This window comes from Pseudomonas sp. MWU12-2345 (genome assembly GCF_023242385.1).
GTDB lineage: Bacteria > Pseudomonadota > Gammaproteobacteria > Pseudomonadales > Pseudomonadaceae > Aquipseudomonas > Aquipseudomonas gingeri_D.
The window spans coordinates 67,060-84,705 of record NZ_JALLJA010000004.1 but is presented as its reverse complement, the minus strand read 5'-3'; the positions used below and the strand labels follow the sequence as shown (position 1 = coordinate 84,705).

Here is a 17,646-nt window from a genome sequence, read left to right as displayed (position 1 = left end):
AACTCCCGACAACTGACCTAGGCTTGAATCAGTACCTTCTAGCGAACTGAGTTCGGCAGAGTCAGAGGTCAAGAGCATGAATATTCTAAAAACAAGAAAGTGTGCCGCCGTATTAGCTGTCACCGCCGTTGTAGCGCTCTACGCCACCGCGGCCTGGCGGGTAGAACAGATACGACAGACGCCACGGGGGTTATCCACCTGCCACCTGGATTTCTGCGTGCCCCATACGGCCAGCCTGAGTGCATTGAGATAATCTCGGCGGTTGTACTTACGAGGCTATCGAATAGCAGGCTATCGAGTACACTGGCAAGCATCCCCGCGCACTTGCCTGGTGAGCGGGTCAACCACTGCTTGCAGGTTCTACCGTGACCAATCTCAATCAGCCCGGCCAAACGAAGCCGGCGATTCGCAGTATCCTGATCGCCTTGATGCTGGCGATTTTCCTCGGTGCGCTGGACCAGACCATTGTCGCTGTCTCGATGCCCGCCATCTCCGCCCAATTCAAGGATGTCGGCCTGCTCGCCTGGGTGATTTCCGGCTATATGGTAGCCATGACCGTGGCCGTGCCGATCTACGGCAAGCTCGGCGATCTCTACGGTCGACGCCGGCTGATGCTGTTCGGCATGGGCCTGTTCACCCTTGCCTCGCTGTTCTGCGGCATGGCCCAGAGCATGGAGCAACTGGTGCTGGCGCGGATCATCCAGGGCATCGGCGCTGGCGGCATGATTTCGGTCAGCCAGGCGATTATCGGCGACATCATCCCGCCCCGCGAACGCGGCCGTTACCAGGGTTATTTCAGCAGCATGTACGCGGTGGCCAGCGTGGCCGGGCCGGTCCTCGGCGGCTATATGACCGAGTACCTGTCGTGGCGCTGGGTGTTTCTGATCAACCTGCCGCTGGGCCTGGGTGCCTGGCTGGTGGCCCACCGCACCCTGGTCGGCCTGCCGATACCGCAGCGCAAGCCGATCATCGATTATCTCGGCACCGTGCTGATGATCATCGGCCTGACCGCCCTGCTGCTGGGCATCACCTTCATCGGCCAGGGCCACCACTGGAATGACGGGCAGGTCCTGGGCCTGCTGGTCACGGCGCTGATCGCCCTGCTGCTGTTTGTCCTGCACGAACGGCGCACCGTGGAGCCCTTGCTGCCGATGCACCTGTTCCTCAACCGCAACGCCCTGCTGTGCTGGTGCACGATATTCTTCACCAGCTTCCAGGCGATCTCCCTCACCGTACTGATGCCCCTGCGCTTCCAGAGCGTGACCGGGGCCGGCGCCGACAGCGCGGCCCTGCACTTGCTGCCGCTGGCGATGGGGCTGCCCATGGGCGCCTACTTTGCCGGACGGCGGACCTCGGTGACCGGCTACTACAAACCGCTGATCCTGATCGGTGCGCTATTGATGCCGCTGAGCATCCTCGGCATGGCGTTTACCCCACCCCAGGCGGTGCTGCTCAGCAGCCTGTTCATGCTGCTCAGCGGGATCGCCGGCGGCCTGCAGTTCCCGACCTCGCTGGTGGGTACGCAGAACTCCGTGGCACAGCACGATATCGGCGTCGCCACCAGCACCACCAACCTGTTCCGCTCCCTCGGCGGCGCGATGGGCGTGGCACTGATGTCGGCGTTGTTGCTGGCGCTGTTGCAGGACTCCAGCCTGAGCCATTTGGCCGGCGCTTCGCTGGTCACCGAAGGCAGTTCGGGCAATGCCCTGCTCGAAGGCCTGAACAGCGCTGAAGGTCCGGCGCGCGACGCCTTGCGCGCCGAGCTGCTGTTGACCTTCCGGCACCTGCTGCTGATCAGCGCCGCCGTCGCCCTGCTGGGTCTGGCGGCGGCGCTGGCGATGCCGAACAAGGTCCTGCGCGGGCGCGAAGACAAGGCCCGCTAGTCGAAGGAATTCCCTGGTGGGGTCGGTCAAGGGCTGTAGTAGCCGACCGCCACCAGGTACTGCCCGACCCGCCTCAGGTAGGCATGCTTGTCTTCGATCTTTCCGGTCACCGGGTTCTTCCAGCGATACTCATACTCTGCGCGCTCCTGCTTGGCCATCAGCGCCAGGATCGGCTCCCCCACCGGTTTGCCGTCGGGGTCCCTGATCTTGCTGAAGTCGGTGTTCACCAGTCGCAGGTTGGTCCCGTGGGCCAGGTAACGATGGGTTTTCAGGTCCACCACGAAGACATACAGGTCGTCCTCCAGGAAACCCAGTGCATTGATCGACTCGAGCGTGGCCTGCTTGTCCTTGCCCAGATCGGTCGCCGCCCTGGCCAGCAAGGCTTCGGCCTGCTGCGGCGAGGCTCGGGGCAGGTAATAACCGACCGCGAGGATGCGCTCACCGACCCTCTGGAAAAACACCCGCTTGCGCTCGACCTTGCCATCATTCCAGTTCTGCCAGCGATACTCGGCCTCGTGGATGCCGCTGCCTTCCGGGGTCTTGAGCGTGTCCTTGAATGCCTTGCGCAAATCCAGGCCCAGGGCCTCGGATACGTCGCGCCCGATCAACGCTGAAGACGGCCCACCGCTGGCCAGCATCACCCCTCGGGTGTCGACCACAAACACATAGCGGTCCTGATCGACGAACTCGCCCTGGCGACTGAACGCCGCGAATGCCTTGTCGCCCTGGTCGCGGTAATAAGCCACGGCCTTTTCCAACAGCGCCTTGGCCGCCGGCGCCTCATCCGCCGGTGCGGTCGCTGCCAGCGCCGACCCCAGGCACAGCAACATCAAACAGCCTGACAAGGCCCGTGTTAAAGCAAACCCCATGATGCAGCCCTCATTCGTGTTGGTCGCACAGGAGCGTAGACCGCCACCGCCTATACGGAAGCATTCAGCAAGCCGTGGTCGGGACGCCCGAACTCCCTGCAAAATGTGCAGGCATTTTTTATCCGTGCCACTAGAATGCGTCCATCGGGAACCCGCCTACGGAATCGTCATGCCGCTTCGCTCAGTACTCTACTCGCAACGCTCGCTGATCCTGACGCTGATCGCCCTGCTCGCCAGCGGTTTCCTCGCCACCTCCCTGCTCAGCTACTATGCCTCGCGCGCCTCGATCCGCGACGGTATCGTCAACACCGAACTGCCCCTGACCTCCGACACGGTCTACTCGGAAATCCAGAAGGACCTGGTCCGCCCGGTGCTGATTTCCTCGATGATGGCCCGCGACACCTTCATGCGTGACTGGGTGGTGGCCGGCGAACGCGACCCGCAGCAGATGACCCGCTACCTCAACGAGGTCATGACCCACTACGGCACCTACACCGCCTTCTTCATATCCGCCAGCAACCTGACCTACTACCAGGCCAAGGGCGTGTTGAAGAAAATCCGCATCGACGACCCCAACGACCTCTGGTATTTCCGCGTGCGGGACATGCAGGCGCCCTACGAGATCAATGTCGATCCGGACACCGCCAACAATAACCGCCTGACCTTCTTCATCAATTACAAGGTCTTCGACTACGACGAGCACTTCATCGGCGCGGCGGGTGTCGGCCTGACCGTGGACGCGGTGGTCAAGCTGATGGACAAGTACCAGCAGCGCTACCAGCGCAGCGTGTACTTCGTCGACACCTTCGGCCGCCTCGTACTGACCGGTGCCGACGGCGGCCCCGAAGGTGCCCCGGCCGGGCAGTCGCTGAACGACCTGGCGAGCATGAAGAACCTGCAGGCCAAGCTGCCCAAGCCCCACGATGGCAGCTACGAGTACACGGAGCCGGACGGCAAGGAGCACTTCCTCAATGTGCGCTTTATTCCGGAGCTGAATTGGTACCTGTTCGTCGACAAGCGCGAAGACGGCGCCCTCAGCGGGATTCGCCAGTCGCTGTACCTGAACCTGCTGATCTGCCTGGTGGTGACCCTGATCGTGCTGGCCCTGCTCAACCGCGTGATCCATCGCTATCAGCGCAAGATCCAGGCCCTGGCGACCCTCGACAGCCTCACCGGCCTGCCCAACCGCCGGGGCTTCGACCTGCTGGCGGCCCAGGCTTTGCACGAGGCTCACCGCGAACCCAAGCCGCTGACCGCGCTGCTGCTGGATCTGGATCACTTCAAGCAACTCAACGATAGCCACGGCCACCTTGCCGGCGATGCCGTACTGAGCGGATTTGCCCGGGACCTGGAAGGCTGCCTGCGTCAGTCGGAAATCATTTGCCGCTGGGGTGGCGAGGAATTCATTGTCCTGCTCAAGGACACCGACGGCGCCAATGCCCAACTGATCGCCGAGAAAATTCGCCAGCATATCGAACAACAACGCTACAGCTACAACAGCCAAAACCTGCAACTAACCGTCAGTATCGGCCTGACCTCGCTGCAACCTGACGACACCCTGCACAGCCTGCTGGCCCGGGCCGATCATGCGCTGTACCGGGCCAAACAGAGCGGACGCAACCGCGTCTGCAGCGACCTGTCGAAATCCGCCCATGAATAACCCAGGCCTCTGCCCGGCCTGCGGTGCACGCAATGACTGCACCCTGGCCGACCCGCGCACAGCCGACCGGCCCTGCTGGTGCTACAGCGTCAGCATCGACCCGGCGATACTCGAAGCCTTGCCCGACGAAGTGCGCAACGCCGCCTGCCTGTGTCCGCGTTGCGCGCAAGTGGACGAGCAACTGAAGGCGCCCCCAGCCCCTGCGCCATAACCTAAAATGCTCGCCCACCCCGAAGTTTTCAGCCATGCGCCTTGACCGTTTCCTCAGCAACCTGCCCCGCTTCAACCGCCAGCAGGTGCGCCTGTTGCTGGTGCAAAAACGAATCAAGGTCGACGGCCTGATCGTCGCCGATCCCCATCATGAAGTTCGCGAGTTCAGCCAGGTCGAGGTCGACGACGACGTGCTGCAGGCAGGCCGCCCGCCACGCTACTTCATGCTGCACAAACCCCAGGGCTGCGTCAGTGCCACCCGCGACCCGGAGCACCGCACCGTCCTCGACCTGATCGACGAACCCGAAGCCGCCGAGTTGCACATCGCCGGCCGCCTGGACTTCAACACCACCGGGCTGATGATCCTGACCAACGATGGCCAGTGGTCGCGCCGGCTGACCCAGCCGCAGACCAAACTGCCCAAGGTCTACTACGTGGAGACGGAGCAAATCATCGGCCCCGAGTACGCCGAAAGTTTCGCCCGTGGCCTGTATTTCGCCTTCGAAGACCTCACCACCCAGCCCGCCACGCTGGAGTTGCTCGGCCCGCGCAGCGCCCGGTTGAGCATCGTCGAAGGCCGTTATCACCAGGTCAAGCGCATGTTCGGCCACTTCGACAACAAGGTCCTGCGCCTGCACCGTGAAGCCATGGGGCCGCTGGTGCTGGATGAACAACTGGCCCCGGGACAATACCGCCCGCTACGCAGCGAAGAAATCGACCGGATCTGAGCGCGACGACGACCGCTGAGCAGAAGTCACCGAGTTATGACAAATCGTTCCTTGCACAATCGGCACATGCCTGCTTGAATCAGACCGTCAGCCAAAATATGACTGACGAGTCACATGACTATTCCAAGAAACTCTTTGTCGGCTGCGAGGCCCACCGGCTCCCGCTCTCCGGCAGATTGCCCGCCTATAACAATACCCGTCGGCCAGGCTTCAACGGACCGACATGGGCCTGCAACATTCCAGGCGAATGCCTACCTGTCATATAGCTCGTGCACAGTTCGTTGCGCGCATACCCGCTTGCCAGGAGTCTTTTGACATGAGGCCAGAAATTGCTGTGTTGGATATACAGGGGCAGTATCGGGTTTACACGGAGTTCTATCGCGCAGATGCCGCAGAAAAGACCATCATCCTGGTCAACGGCTCGATGGCCACCACTGCGTCGTTTGCACAGACAGTGAAGAACCTGCACCCGCAATATAACGTCGTGTGCTACGACCAGCCCTACGCGGGCAAGTCCAAGGCCCACAACCGTCACGAGAAAATGCTGACCAAGGAAGTCGAAGGGCAGATCCTCCTGGAGTTGATCGACCACTTCGCCGCCGAGCACGTGATGTCCTTTTCCTGGGGCAGTGCGGCGACCCTGGTGGCCCTGGCGCATCAGCCACGGCGGATCGAAAAGGCGGTGATCAGTTCCTTCTCGCCGGTGCTCAGCGAACCGATGCGCGACTATCTGGAACGGGGCGTCGGCTACCTCCGCGCCTGCGACCGCGACCGCATGGGCCACCTGGTCAACAGCACCATCGGCAAGCATTTGCCGTCGCTGTTCAAGCGCTACAACTACCGGCATGTCAGCAGCCTGGCCGAGCATGAATACGAGCAGATGCACTTCCATATCGGCCATGTGCTCAACAGTGACCGGCTGTGCTACCTGACGGCAGCGAAACGAATCGAAGTACCGGTGCTGTTCATGAATGGCGAATGGGACGAATACACCTCGCCCAAGGATGCGCTGCAGTTTGGCCAGCATGTGCGCCACAGCCACTTCAGCACGATTCGCAGCACCGGGCACTTTCTCGACATGGAACACAAGTCCGCCTGCCGCGACAGCCGTCATGCGTTGCTGGAGTTCCTCAAGCCGACGCACCAGGAAAGTCGATCGCGGTACTACCGACATGTTCAGGAGCACCATGCACAGGCCATGTGAACGTGGGCTATCGCGGGGTTGCCCAGTTCTGGCGAACGAAAGCAAATCCCTCGATGAACGCAAATCCCTTGTAGGAGCCTGGCTTGCCAGCGAAGAGGCCCGAGTGGCCAGCAGAAGTCTCGCAGGCAAGTCCAGCACCGACAGGAGCCACGCTCGATCCTGCTGAAGGGTATTGGCCTTCCCGGCACTACCGCCGACCCGACGCCCGCGTTAAAACACAGATTTCCAAAGAAAAACTTCAAATCCCCGGCCACATCTGGTACAAAGTCAGCCGTTCGATCTGCGGGTATAGTTTAGTGGCAAAACGAAAGCTTCCCAAGCTTTAGTTGAGGGTTCGATTCCCTCTACCCGCTCCAATCAAATCCAGTCCGACGTTGCTGAACAGCGCGACGAAGACAAAAAAAACGGCCCTGGAGGCCGGTTTTTTTATGGTCGGGATCGCGGTTGAGCGTCCAAAATAACGCCTCCCCCAGAAACGACAAAGGCGCCTTTCGGCGCCTCATTCACAGACAGATCGGCCTGTCATCACCCCTCTACCTGTCCGGCTCTACGATTGCTGGTTGCCCAGGATCCTCAGAGTCTCACAAGCCCCTTGCGGGAACGGAATGACTTTAAAACCTCCTCATACCCGCGCAACTGCCTGCTAATCCTTTTGGACGCATGACACGGCACGAACATCGAGAGGCAGGATCACTTCAGCTTAATTCATACCCTCCTATTCCAGGACCGCCCCCCAACCCACCGCGTTCATTCAACATAGAAACCATCGACCCCAAAGCCGCCGACCGCGCCTTGTCCCACTATCTGCCGCAAGACAATCCACCGAAACGATCTAGCATCATCGCAAGGTGGCGATGGGCATAGTGCATCTGATTGAGCTGGCTCAACGGCAGGTGGATTCGCTGTTGGAAGAAGAACCGCCAGCTGCAGCGAACTGACGGGAACAGGCAGGCCACGAAAGGGAAGCTCAGCTCCCCTTTCCTTCATTTTCTCCATCCAAAGCTGAAACATGGTTGATAGCCATAGGCCATCTAACGATAATCCGGCCTCCCTACACTCACGCAAGGATATGCCGTGAAAAAATCCCTTCTGTTGGTCCCCCTGCTCGCCCTGCTGCTGCAAGGTTGTGGTGTAACCATGATGCCTTATGAGCCGAACTTCGCGAATGTCCAACAGCTCAAGCAGACCCCACCGCTGCAATCGATCAGCAATGCCGAGGTGAAAGCAGCCTCTGGCCAGGGCTCGCTGACGGTTCGGGCTAACCCGATTCGTTCGCCGAGTGGCAGCATCCCCCTGCACATTCAGCAAGCTATCAACGAAGAGCTGCGCAAAGCCGGCCTGCTGGATCCGCGAGCAGAGCGACACCTGAATGTATTGCTGGTCAAGAATGAGCTGACGGCAGGAGCCAGTACCGGTACAGGGCAGCTCTCTGCTCGCTTTACTTTGCTCAAGGGCAATGAGGTGGTCTATGACGCGACCAAGGACGTGAACCACGAGTGGAGCAGCAGCTTTTTCGGATTCATTGCGATTCCGAATGCCGCCAACGCCTACAACCCGATGGTGCGTGATTTGCTGAACGCCTTGTACAGCGATCCGCAGTTCATTCAGGCCTTGAAATAAAGGTAAAAAGGGCCGCTATTATTGCGGCCCTTTGTTTATCAGACCCGGGGAACGCCGGAGTCAAGTGCCGAGTATTTCAGGCTATTGCTCTCGACCATTTGCTTGAGCAGCGCATTGACCTGGCGGCTGAAGGTGTCGCTGATCGCCGCTTTCGGGGTATTGCCCATCAAAGGCACAAACCAGATCCCCATCCAGGTATTGATAGAGTCATGGTTGCTCGCATTGCTGATTGACACCCCTTGTTGGTCAACCGCTTCGAGACTCATGCTGTATTGATCAGTGGCCATCGCCGGGATGATCATAAGGCTGAGGCCACTGATAAAGCCCATGACCAACTGACCACCACCTGCCGGATGGTTGTAAACCTTGAGACGCAGGTTGTAATCACCAGGCTGCTTCTGGAACTCATCCAGCGTGACCCGACCAAAGAGCCCGGAATCGTTCAACACTTTTTGTAGTTCAGGCTTGAGCATGTCGCGCGCTTGCGGAATTTCAACGGCTGAAGCGTTTTTTGGCACACCTTGGTAGAACTTGAAGTCCACATAAACATTCGGCTTGTTCGAATAACTGGACATCGACGGCAGCTTCACCGGCGCCACTTCGTCCTTGGTAAAGCTGGCGCAACCACTGAGTCCGAGCACCAGGGCCAACCCCAGAATTTTTCCCATTTGCATGATGACTTCCCTAATTGATGGCATAGCGCCTCCATGGCCGGAGCGCGGAGCGGATTCTAGAGAGCTGCCAGTAATAACAAAAGGCCATATTCGAAAAGTCTGGCTAAAAATTGGAAAAAACACCCTCAGACTGACCTTTACAAGGCCTGCCTCGCATGGCTCCATAACGTATTTTTTGGCGCATGAGCATGGATATCGAGCTGGCTAAAACCTTCCTGGAAATCGTCAGATGCGGCAGTCTGATTGCCGCCGCGCAGCGATTGCATGTCACCCAGACGGCGATCACCGCACGCGTGCAAAAGCTGGAAAGCAGCCTCAACAGCAAGTTGTTTGTGCGCAATAAAGCGGGGGCCAAACTGACCGCGGACGGGGAAGCCTTCGTTGTCTATGCCAACCAGTTGGTGCAAACCTGGGAGGCCGCAGTCAGGGATTTACCCTTGCCCGAAGGTTTCCATAAAATATTGCATATCGGTGGCGAAGTCAGTTTATGTAATCCGCTTATTCTGGATTGGGTGCGCGAGATCCAGAAATCAATACCGACCCATGCCATCAAAACCGAGATCAGGGACGGCTCAATGCTATTGCGGCAATTGGAGCTCGGCCTTTTAGATGCGGCCCTGGTTTATCAACCGGCCTACTGGCCCGACCTGCAGGTCGAGCAGATTCTCGAAGAGAAATTGATACTGGTCCGCCTGATCGCCAAGCCTGAACCTTATGTCTACATTGATTGGGGCGATGGTTTTCGGCAATCCCATGATGCGGCCCTGCCGGAGAAGGCAAAGGCGGCGCTTTCCTTCAACCTCGGGCCAGTAGCCCTGCAATATATCCTCGACAATGGCGGGGCCGGCTACTTCAGGACCCGCGTCGTGCAATCCTATATTGAAAGCGGCATTCTTGAGCGCGTCAGCTCAGCGCCTGAATTCAGCTACCCGACCTTCCTGGTCTACTCCCGTAGCCGATCATCAACCGAACTGCAGCTTGCCATAAAACTATTGAAAGACATTGTCACTCGGGATAGCGATTGGTCTCAACGCTGGGACCCACTGATCTGACTAATGCAGGTGCACGATCAGATCGCGGTGCAAGGCCGCGATCAAGTCCGTCTGTGTGATCACCCCAACAAACACGTCATCTTGCAGGACCGGAATACAGTGCAAACCCTGCTTTGATAATAACGGTATCAGCTCAACCATGTGGGCCGTTGTCGTGACACAGGTCACGGGGGCATGCATGATGTCTTTCAACAAGGTTTTTTTCTTGCCCCCAAATACGCCTGACAACCCGCGACTCCGACGGGTTACCGGGTGCTTGATAATATCCGTCAGGCTGATAATGCCGACAATATGTTTTTCTTCATTCAACACCGGCAAGGTTTTGATGTGGTGGTGCATCAGGATCCGCACCGCCTCTTTAATAGTGGTTTCCGGCGTCCCTGACAGCACGTCCCTCGACATGATATGGGAAGCTTGAATATCCCCCATGCTCCGTCTTAAAGCATGCTTTTCAGTGGATCGAATAATACTTTCCAGATCCTCTCTCGTAACGTCAACAAATCCGTCAATATCCGCCAGGGCTGCGTCCAGGTCATCACTATTAAAACCTAGCCTCTCGAACGGCGGGATGTCCCTGGTGTGATTGATCTCTGCCGATGGATTGATATGGGCTTTAGGGTAACGAACCCCTGTCAGATTGTTGAATACCAGCGCACACCCCAAGAGAACCCCGGCATTCAGCATCACGGGATAAAAAACCTGCAGCCCCAAGGGTGCCAAATCGGTTTGAGACAAGACCACACAGAGCGCCACAGCCCCACCGGGAGGGTGCAGACAACGCAGCATGCACATGCCGCCAATGGCCAATCCCACGGCGACACTGGCACTCAGGAACGAATGACCGAGTAGCGGCACTGCTACCAGCGCAGCCACCGTAGCGACAAAATAACTGCCGACGATCGACCAGGGCTGAGCCAGCGCGCCCGTAGAAACAGCGAACAATAAAACAGCCGATGCGCCGACGGGCCCTACAAGATGAAGCGTCAGCTCCAGCCCATAGAAGTATTGGCACACCAGGGCCGTCACAAGAACACCTGCACACGCCCCCACTGATGCGCGCAACCATTCTCTGGGCTTGGTATTCGAGGGTGCCGGATAAAAACCCGACAAAGCAGACTTGATCATTTTTCACACTGAATAAAAAAGGCTCATTAATATTAATGAGCCGGTGTACCGGGGGAGGCACGAAAAAGAGCATTCGTTGGAGTCAGGCCGATATTTTGGCAACGCTGGACGTGGCTGACAAACGCAAAATATTGCTATTTGAATTCATTTTTTTTGATATAAAACTCCATCCCTCATCTTTCCCACCACTTTTCGAGCGTACAGGCCCAGTCCCAGCGCTCGGCTACGAACAGGCGATTACGTTCTTACGATCTAAAGAGAAAGTTTTTTCTGAGGAGGGAGACTAGTGGGTCGAATGAGCCTTGACCCAATCACTCACCTTTTGCACTACTACGCTTTCGGCTCCGTTGTAACTGAGCATATCGGTAACTGTCTCGCTCAACCCCGTCGGAGGGTATATCGACGACTGACCATTCCCTCCAGAAAACAAGATCAGACTGGCTAGCGGGCGGTCAGGTGTAATCAGAACAAATCGTTCCGTTACCCCTGGCCGTGTAGGTAGGGTGTTTACGGTTTTAGTCGTCGCCGCCAATGCCGGAACGGAAACGCAGCTAATCAGCAGTATTCTGACAATCAATGAAACGGGTTGTACATGCCACAGGCCTGACATTTGCCTCCATCGCGGCAGCCTGAAAGAGCCTGGTCAACCCCGATCACGCCTTGCCACCTGAATCAGCCTTTACTTCCCGTCAGCCTGCTTCTTCAAGGCCGAGATCAACGAGCTGTTCAGAGTGGCCAACGACCCGAACAGGGCCGACAACTCGGTATTCAGGGCGTTGACCTGCGCTGCCTTCTGATCCGGACTCATGCTCTTGTTCGCCTGAAGTCGCTGCAGTTCGGCCTGTTTCTGGGCGATCATCTTCTGAATCTGCTCGATCTGCTTGCGCAGTTGCTTGATCCCCGGCGGTTCCGAGGCCGCCGCCTGGGCCTGGGCGGCTTTGGACGCATCGACCCCGGCACCGGACAAATTGACCTTGACCCCTGTCGAGCTTTCAGCTTCGGTCTTGCCGTCTTTACCGGCATTGGCGGAATTCGCAGTACCGAGCGCAGACGATGCGGGAACGACAGTGGGGGTATTGATGGTAACGCTACTGATGGAAACCATGGCAGAAGCTCATTCAGGTTTAGGTCTCCTTGACATCGACCTGAAACCACCGAACTTTAGCGATTTTGTACAAACACAGATACAAATCACTACAATCGCCTTTATCAGTGCGTCACCGCCCCCCGCTTGACCCCATACATCGCCTCATCCGCGTGCTTGAACAGTTGCTGTGCTTCTTCGCCATTTTCCGGATACAGCGCAATCCCGATACTCGCCACGATGATCAGGCCGCAATCTTCCCATAGCACGGGCTCGCGCAGCAGGCTGCGGACCTTGTCGGCCACCCGGTTCGCGTGCTCCGGCAGTTGCAGATGCTCCAGCAGAATAACGAATTCGTCACCACCGATACGCGCCACGGTATCGGTATCCCGGACACATCGTTGCAGGCGCCGGGCCACTTCCTGCAGGAGCAGATCGCCCACCGCATGCCCAAAGCTGTCGTTGACCTGCTTGAATTTGTCCAGATCGACATAAAGCAACGCCAGTAGCGCCCCCTCGCTCCGCGCCCGGACCAATGCGCTCTTCAGGCGCTCGTGGAGGAAAGCCCGGTTGGGCAGATGAGTCAGTTGATCGTAGCGCGCCATGTACTCCAGGCGTGCATGCAATTGCTTGCGCTCGATAGCCGCCGCGACCTGGGCCGAGACGAATTGCAGCAGCTCCAGGTCGTGTTCGGTGTAGCGCTCGCCACCGCTGCTTTTTACCAACAACGCACCAATGGTGCCGTTCTGTGAATTCAACGGCACGCCCAGGCAAGAGGGTGCGCCTTCAATGTTCAGCAACAGGGGCTGGCCGCTGCGCACGATCTCGGCACAGTTACGGTCGACCGTGTGCGGTTGGCGGCGGTCGTCAATATGGTAGGGAAAACTCAGCTGATCGCGCTGCTGATCGTAAAGCGCCACGCAAAAATTCTCCGCCGGCAGCCATTCGCCGATGATCTGGTGCACCCGCTGGAACAGCGCCAGCAGATCCTCGGTGGCGTGGGCGGCCTCGGAAATCGCGTAGAGCGCCGCCTGCCGGGACTCCGCCAGTTTGCGCTCGGTGATATCCCGGGCCACGGCGATACGCAACTGATCGACCTCGGACCAGCGCGCCGACCACATGATATGCACCACCTGGCCATCTTTGCGCACATAGCGGTTTTCAAAATACGGTTTGGGCTGACCGCCCATGATTTCGCTGGCGGCCATCAACGTGCGCTCGCGGTCTGCCGGCAGCACCAGGTTGATCATCGGCATACCGATCAGTTCGCCCTGGGTGTAGCCGAAAATCCGCTCGCAGGCGGCGCTGACAAAAACGAATCGCCCTTCGATATCCACCGCGCACACGGCATCCATCAACAGGTCGATAAAGCTGGCCAGCGGTGTGACAGTCTTGGATTCCATCAGAAAGAGATCGCCCAAAAAAGTAAGCGTCAGCATCTATCCATGGAAACACCGGCTTCCTGCCCTCCCCTTGCAGCAGATTCAAGCCTTGTTCGGCATCAATCCCGGCAACGCATGGACCAGCGCATTGATGGCGAAGCCGATAAACATAACCCCACATAAGCGGGTGATGATCAACTCGTGCCGCTGGTAAAACGCCCTGACCCGCCGGGCACCGACAACACCAATGAGGATAGCGTATGCCGCGACACCGCCAAGGAAACTGAGAAAAATCAGCCAAGGCAACATCGACCACTGCAACAGTTCGGCACGACTGGAAAGCAAGGCAGTAAAAGTTGCGACCGCCACCGGGTAGGCCTTGGGGTTGGTCAGGCCGAACAGGATGCCGTGCACGAAGGGTTGCCGCGCCGCGCCCTGGGGCGTCTCGGCACTGGAGCGCCGGGTGCGGATCGCCCGCAGGCCCAGCCAGAACAGGTAGAGACCGCTGAGTACGCCAAGGATATCGAACGCACTGCTGCCGATTTCCCGGGCGCCGACGATGGCCACCAGCGCCGTGCTGCACCAGATCACATCGCCCAACAAGTGTCCACAGAGAAACCCCGCCCCCGCCCCCCGTCCGCGGGCCGCACCGATGCCGAAGACCGCCAGCACACCGGGCCCCGGGGTAATGCCGTAGATAAAGCCGGAGGCGAGCACAGCCATGAGCAACGAAGCAGTCATCGGCAATTCCTGGGCGCGGGGCGTATTGGACTGGAGTCTATCAACCCCGCCGATTCAGCGCATTGACTACCAACCGATCAACCCAACCCCATAGCCGCTGCTTGACCCGCCGCCATAGCGGCCGTGCCTTCCAGTCCTGCAGGCTGACCGGCTCGCTGAGGGCGAAATCGTAGAGGAAACTGGCCTCCACCGCCCGGGTCAACGACGGATCGAGGGCTTCGAGATTGGCCTCCAGGTTGAAGCGCAGGTTCCAGTGATCGAAATTGCACGAGCCAATGCTGACCCAGTCATCGATCAGCACCATTTTCAGATGCAGGAAGCACGGCTGGTACTCGAAAATCTGCACCCCGGCCCTGAGCAGGCGCGGATAATAACGATGGCCGGCATAGCGCACCGAGGGATGATCGGTACGCGGCCCGGTCAGCAGCAGCCGCACATCAATGCCTCGATTGGCGGCCCGGCGCAGGGAGCGGCGGACTTTCCAGGTCGGCAGGAAATACGGGGTCGCCAACCAGACGCGCTCCTGGCCGCTGTTCAGCGCCCGCACCAGAGAGCGCAGAATGTCCCGGTGCTGCCGGGCATCGGCGTAGGCTACCCGGCCCAGGCCCTGCCCGGCCGGTGGAACCCGCGGCAGGCGTGGCAGACCGAAAGGCGTTACGGGTTTCCAGGCCGCACGCTGGGCGTTGGCCAGCCACTGGCGGTCGAACAGCAGTTGCCAGTCGAGCACCAGGGGACCGCGGATCCGCACCATGACTTCGTGCCACTCGAAGCGTTCTTCGCCCGGGGTCCAGAATTCATCGGTAACGCCGGTACCGCCGACCACCGCCAGGGACTGATCCACCAACAAGAGCTTGCGATGATCGCGGTAGAGGTTACGCACCCAACGGCGCCAGCTCAGACGATTGTAGAAACGCAGCTCGACCCCGGCCTCGGTCAAGCGTCGACGCAGGCCAAGGGTAAACGCAAGGCTGCCGTAATCATCGAACAGGCAACGCACCCGCACGCCCCGTTCGGCCGCTTCGGCCAGCACCCGGACCATGGCCTCGGCACAGGCACCGGCCTCCACCAGATAGAGCTCCAGCTCCACCTGCCGCTCGGCCCGGGCAATCGCCTCAAACATCCGTGGGAAAAAATTCGGGCCGTCGATCAACAGTTCGAAAGCGTTGTCGGCCCGCCAAGGGAAGATCGCCCCGGCCATGTCAGCGCGCCGCGAAAATCAGTACCGCACCCACCGGTACCGACAAACTGATGGCCGACAGACCGGCGGCCTTGCGTAATGTCGCCAGCCCCGGCAGCAGGTCGAAGTCTTCGGCATGCAGCACCAACGGCTCCAGGGTCACCACCTGGAAACGCCGGTCATCGAGTCGGGTCGCCAGCAGTTCGGCGTTGTAGCTGTGCTCCTTGCCGCGCAGCTTCACCACCAGCGGCAGGCGCAGCTCCAGTTGTGCGCCAGACGCCAGGTCGCTGATCGGCTGGACATTGATCTGCGCGACAATCTGCGCCTCGGGCCAGGTCTTGATCTCGAACAGGTCGCGACGCAAGCGCTCGTCGCGCAGGGGAATGCCAGTGCTGACCGATTCCAGTTCCACTTCCAGGGTCGCCAGGCCCTGACCGTCGATCTTGCCGTGCAAGGTCAGGAAACGATGGACTTCGGAAATATCGGCGTTGTGGGTGCTGATGAACGACAGGCGTGAGGACTCATTGTCCAGGTACCAGTTGGCCTGGGCCGGCAGGGCGAGCACCCCGAGCAGGGCCAGAAATAGGCGGGACCGGTGCATGCAAGCTCCTGATTGAACGTAGGCACCACCTTACCCGCCACGGATAGAGGTGGCAAACCACGGATCAGGGCTCCAGCCGGCAGCCCTCGCGCGGGCCAACCCAGACAGCACTGCTGCTGCGCCCCAGCCCCCGGGCGGTGACCCGGTGTTGCTGGGGATCATCATGGAAATCACTGACCGGAACCGACTGTTTGACGTACCCCAGGCAATAGTCCGCCGAATTGTTCATCACATAACGGCAGGAACAGTATTCCTTGGCGGTATAGGCGCTGATGATCCCCGGAAAGGCGTGCAAGGCCTGCCGCTCATGCCATGTCCAGGTGCCCAGGGCCACCAGCAACACCAACAACAGACTGACCAGCGGACGCCGGCGCACAAATCCCTTGGTACTCATGGCGCCACCGTCGGCGCGAACGCCGCCAGTGCTCGTTTGAGCAGTTCGTTGTGCCGGTAGCTGCCGTCGCGGTCATCGCCGTAGCGCACGATGACCAGGTCCGCGCTGGGGATCACGTACAACACCTGGCCCCAATGCCCGAGGGCGGCGAAGGTGTCCGGCGGCGCATCCGGCCAAGGCTTGGCGGCGCCCTTGATCGAACGATTGAGCCACCACTGGCCGCCGCCCACGGCTTCGTCCTGCCCTGGTTTGTAGCCGGCGAAGGGCCGCAGGTTGAAATTCACCCAGGCCCTGGGCAGCAGTTGCCGTTCCCCCCAGCGTCCCTCGCGCTCCATCAACAGGCCGATCCGCGCCAGATCCCTCGCCGTCATATAGACATAGGATGAGGCCACGAAAGTGCCGCTGGCATCGCGCTCCCAGACCGCGCTGCGAATACCCAGCGGGTCGAACAGAGCTGTCCAGGGATAGTTCGGGTAACGCTTGGCACCGACAATCCGGCGCAAGGCGGCGGACAGTACGTTGCTGTCGCCACTGGAATAACGGAAGGCCTGCCCCGGCCGGGCGAACTCACCATGACCGGCGGTGTAGCCAGCCATATCGGTGTGCCCAAGGGTGTAGAGCATCGCCACCACCGATGACTTCAGCGGCGCGTATTCGTAGTCCTCCTGCCAGTCGATACCGGAGGACCAGTTCATCAGGTGTTCCAGGGTCACATTGGGATGGGCGCGCATGGGTCGATAGAAGCGCGCCGCCGAATCATGCAGCTGGAACAGGCCTTGGCCATAGGCCACGCCAAGCACGGCGGCCATCACGCTTTTGCTGACGGACCAGGTGAGGTGCGGGGTGTTGACGCTGGTGGGACCGGCATAACGCTCATAGACGATCTGGCCATGGCGAATCACCAACAGCGCATCGCTGCGAATGCCTTTTCGCGTGTCATCGTCACGGGCGGGAAACGCGTAGGACTCCAGGGCTGCAACCGCCGGCCCGGACACCTGCGGCCCCAGGGACCAGTCTTCAGCCGGCCAGACCTCGGCACGCGCGGTGACGCAGAACGCCAACAACAAGGCAGGGAAAAAGGTCGAACCCTTGGACATGGAGCCCGCTCGCAGAAATAGCCTCGCGCCAGCTTAAGCGCGCTTGATGACAATCCTGGTGCACGGCGCTTACGAGGCTCAATACAGGCCTCCAGGAGAGGTCCCAAGCCCCTGTCATATAAGCATCACCAAAGCTTCATGGCGA

General features: G+C 59.6%; 17 protein-coding genes and 1 tRNA gene. 8 read left to right on the top strand and 10 right to left on the bottom strand.

Annotated elements, in window-relative coordinates; genetic code table 11:
* Nucleotides 1-365 precede the first annotated feature (365 nt).
* On the top strand, nucleotides 366-1,883 hold the full coding sequence (locus M5C71_RS10580; protein ID WP_248767789.1) for an MDR family MFS transporter: 1,518 nt from the start codon (nucleotides 366-368) through the stop codon (nucleotides 1,881-1,883).
* A gap of 26 nt (nucleotides 1,884-1,909) precedes the next feature.
* Here the strand turns inward: M5C71_RS10580 and M5C71_RS10575 are convergent, their stop codons facing one another.
* A complete protein-coding gene (locus M5C71_RS10575; RefSeq protein WP_103496361.1) occupies nucleotides 1,910-2,752 on the bottom strand; it encodes a cache domain-containing protein in 843 nt (280 codons plus the stop codon).
* A 169-nt stretch (nucleotides 2,753-2,921) separates the two neighbouring features.
* On the opposite strand from M5C71_RS10575, the gene M5C71_RS10570 reads away from it, so the two are divergent.
* The 6 genes from M5C71_RS10570 (at nucleotide 2,922) to M5C71_RS10545 (ending at nucleotide 8,174) form a co-directional block, all read left to right on the top strand.
* A complete protein-coding gene (locus tag M5C71_RS10570; RefSeq protein WP_248745113.1) occupies nucleotides 2,922-4,412 on the top strand; it encodes a sensor domain-containing diguanylate cyclase in 1,491 nt (496 codons plus the stop codon).
* Nucleotides 4,405-4,623, top strand: a complete 219-nt coding sequence (locus M5C71_RS10565; RefSeq protein WP_248767788.1) for a cysteine-rich CWC family protein — start codon at nucleotides 4,405-4,407, stop codon at nucleotides 4,621-4,623. Before M5C71_RS10570 ends, M5C71_RS10565 begins: the two co-directional genes overlap by 8 nt.
* Nucleotides 4,624-4,657: 34 nt before the next feature.
* The gene (locus M5C71_RS10560; RefSeq protein WP_103496358.1) at nucleotides 4,658-5,350 is read left to right on the top strand and encodes a pseudouridine synthase; all 693 of its coding nucleotides are present in this window, start codon (nucleotides 4,658-4,660) and stop codon (nucleotides 5,348-5,350) included.
* A 316-nt stretch (nucleotides 5,351-5,666) separates the two neighbouring features.
* Nucleotides 5,667-6,554: an alpha/beta hydrolase gene (locus M5C71_RS10555; protein ID WP_248745115.1), complete on the top strand. Its 888-nt coding sequence runs from the start codon at nucleotides 5,667-5,669 to the stop codon at nucleotides 6,552-6,554.
* Between the two features lie 282 nt (nucleotides 6,555-6,836).
* Nucleotides 6,837-6,910 (top strand) — tRNA-Gly (locus tag M5C71_RS10550).
* Between the two features lie 718 nt (nucleotides 6,911-7,628).
* Nucleotides 7,629-8,174, top strand: a complete 546-nt coding sequence (locus tag M5C71_RS10545; protein WP_248767787.1) for a hypothetical protein — start codon at nucleotides 7,629-7,631, stop codon at nucleotides 8,172-8,174.
* A 38-nt stretch (nucleotides 8,175-8,212) separates the two neighbouring features.
* On the opposite strand, the gene M5C71_RS10540 is transcribed toward M5C71_RS10545, so the two are convergent.
* Nucleotides 8,213-8,848, bottom strand: a complete 636-nt coding sequence (locus M5C71_RS10540) for a hypothetical protein (RefSeq protein WP_248767931.1) — start codon at nucleotides 8,846-8,848, stop codon at nucleotides 8,213-8,215.
* Nucleotides 8,849-9,036: 188 nt separating this feature from the next.
* Between M5C71_RS10540 and M5C71_RS10535 the strand changes: the two genes are divergently transcribed.
* Complete coding sequence (locus tag M5C71_RS10535; protein ID WP_152737990.1) at nucleotides 9,037-9,900, top strand: LysR family transcriptional regulator; 864 nt, start codon at nucleotides 9,037-9,039, stop codon at nucleotides 9,898-9,900.
* Here M5C71_RS10535 and M5C71_RS10530 read toward each other — a convergent pair whose 3' ends face one another.
* From M5C71_RS10530 to M5C71_RS10495, 8 genes are all read right to left on the bottom strand, one after another.
* The gene (locus M5C71_RS10530; RefSeq protein ID WP_177099888.1) at nucleotides 9,901-11,025 is read right to left on the bottom strand and encodes an HPP family protein; all 1,125 of its coding nucleotides are present in this window, start codon (nucleotides 11,023-11,025) and stop codon (nucleotides 9,901-9,903) included.
* A gap of 679 nt (nucleotides 11,026-11,704) precedes the next feature.
* Complete coding sequence (locus M5C71_RS10525; protein ID WP_177099882.1) at nucleotides 11,705-12,130, bottom strand: hypothetical protein; 426 nt, start codon at nucleotides 12,128-12,130, stop codon at nucleotides 11,705-11,707.
* Nucleotides 12,131-12,234: 104 nt separating this feature from the next.
* Complete coding sequence (locus M5C71_RS10520) at nucleotides 12,235-13,512, bottom strand: GGDEF domain-containing protein (RefSeq protein WP_103496371.1); 1,278 nt, start codon at nucleotides 13,510-13,512, stop codon at nucleotides 12,235-12,237.
* A gap of 81 nt (nucleotides 13,513-13,593) precedes the next feature.
* Nucleotides 13,594-14,232 carry a LysE family translocator gene (locus M5C71_RS10515; RefSeq protein WP_248767786.1) on the bottom strand — a complete coding sequence of 213 codons (639 nt, stop codon included), beginning with the start codon at nucleotides 14,230-14,232 and terminating at the stop codon, nucleotides 13,594-13,596.
* A 40-nt stretch (nucleotides 14,233-14,272) separates the two neighbouring features.
* Complete coding sequence (locus tag M5C71_RS10510; protein WP_248767785.1) at nucleotides 14,273-15,430, bottom strand: phosphatidylserine/phosphatidylglycerophosphate/cardiolipin synthase family protein; 1,158 nt, start codon at nucleotides 15,428-15,430, stop codon at nucleotides 14,273-14,275.
* A 1-nt stretch (nucleotide 15,431) separates the two neighbouring features.
* Nucleotides 15,432-16,010, bottom strand: a complete 579-nt coding sequence (locus M5C71_RS10505) for a YceI family protein (protein ID WP_248767784.1) — start codon at nucleotides 16,008-16,010, stop codon at nucleotides 15,432-15,434.
* 64 nt (nucleotides 16,011-16,074) lie between these two features.
* Nucleotides 16,075-16,404, bottom strand: a complete 330-nt coding sequence (locus tag M5C71_RS10500) for an amidase (protein WP_152737966.1) — start codon at nucleotides 16,402-16,404, stop codon at nucleotides 16,075-16,077.
* Complete coding sequence (locus M5C71_RS10495) at nucleotides 16,401-17,501, bottom strand: serine hydrolase (RefSeq protein WP_103496347.1); 1,101 nt, start codon at nucleotides 17,499-17,501, stop codon at nucleotides 16,401-16,403. Before M5C71_RS10495 ends, M5C71_RS10500 begins: the two co-directional genes overlap by 4 nt.
* Between the last annotated feature and the right edge of the window lie 145 nt (nucleotides 17,502-17,646).

Bases quoted from the DNA above. Each gene is read 5' to 3' on its own strand.
- M5C71_RS10575 (WP_103496361.1), bottom strand. From the start codon at position 2,752: ATGGGGTTTGCTTTAACACGGGCCTTGTCAGGCTGTTTGATGTTGCTG.
- M5C71_RS10570 (WP_248745113.1), top strand. From the start codon at position 2,922: ATGCCGCTTCGCTCAGTACTCTACTCGCAACGCTCGCTGATCCTGACG.
- M5C71_RS10565 (WP_248767788.1), top strand. From the start codon at position 4,405: ATGAATAACCCAGGCCTCTGCCCGGCCTGCGGTGCACGCAATGACTGC.
- M5C71_RS10560 (WP_103496358.1), top strand. From the start codon at position 4,658: ATGCGCCTTGACCGTTTCCTCAGCAACCTGCCCCGCTTCAACCGCCAG.
- M5C71_RS10555 (WP_248745115.1), top strand. From the start codon at position 5,667: ATGAGGCCAGAAATTGCTGTGTTGGATATACAGGGGCAGTATCGGGTT.
- M5C71_RS10540 (WP_248767931.1), bottom strand. From the start codon at position 8,848: ATGCAAATGGGAAAAATTCTGGGGTTGGCCCTGGTGCTCGGACTCAGT.
- M5C71_RS10535 (WP_152737990.1), top strand. From the start codon at position 9,037: ATGGATATCGAGCTGGCTAAAACCTTCCTGGAAATCGTCAGATGCGGC.
- M5C71_RS10530 (WP_177099888.1), bottom strand. From the start codon at position 11,025: ATGATCAAGTCTGCTTTGTCGGGTTTTTATCCGGCACCCTCGAATACC.
- M5C71_RS10525 (WP_177099882.1), bottom strand. From the start codon at position 12,130: ATGGTTTCCATCAGTAGCGTTACCATCAATACCCCCACTGTCGTTCCC.
- M5C71_RS10520 (WP_103496371.1), bottom strand. From the start codon at position 13,512: ATGGAATCCAAGACTGTCACACCGCTGGCCAGCTTTATCGACCTGTTG.
- M5C71_RS10515 (WP_248767786.1), bottom strand. From the start codon at position 14,232: ATGACTGCTTCGTTGCTCATGGCTGTGCTCGCCTCCGGCTTTATCTAC.
- M5C71_RS10510 (WP_248767785.1), bottom strand. From the start codon at position 15,430: ATGGCCGGGGCGATCTTCCCTTGGCGGGCCGACAACGCTTTCGAACTG.
- M5C71_RS10505 (WP_248767784.1), bottom strand. From the start codon at position 16,010: ATGCACCGGTCCCGCCTATTTCTGGCCCTGCTCGGGGTGCTCGCCCTG.
- M5C71_RS10500 (WP_152737966.1), bottom strand. From the start codon at position 16,404: ATGAGTACCAAGGGATTTGTGCGCCGGCGTCCGCTGGTCAGTCTGTTG.
- M5C71_RS10495 (WP_103496347.1), bottom strand. From the start codon at position 17,501: ATGTCCAAGGGTTCGACCTTTTTCCCTGCCTTGTTGTTGGCGTTCTGC.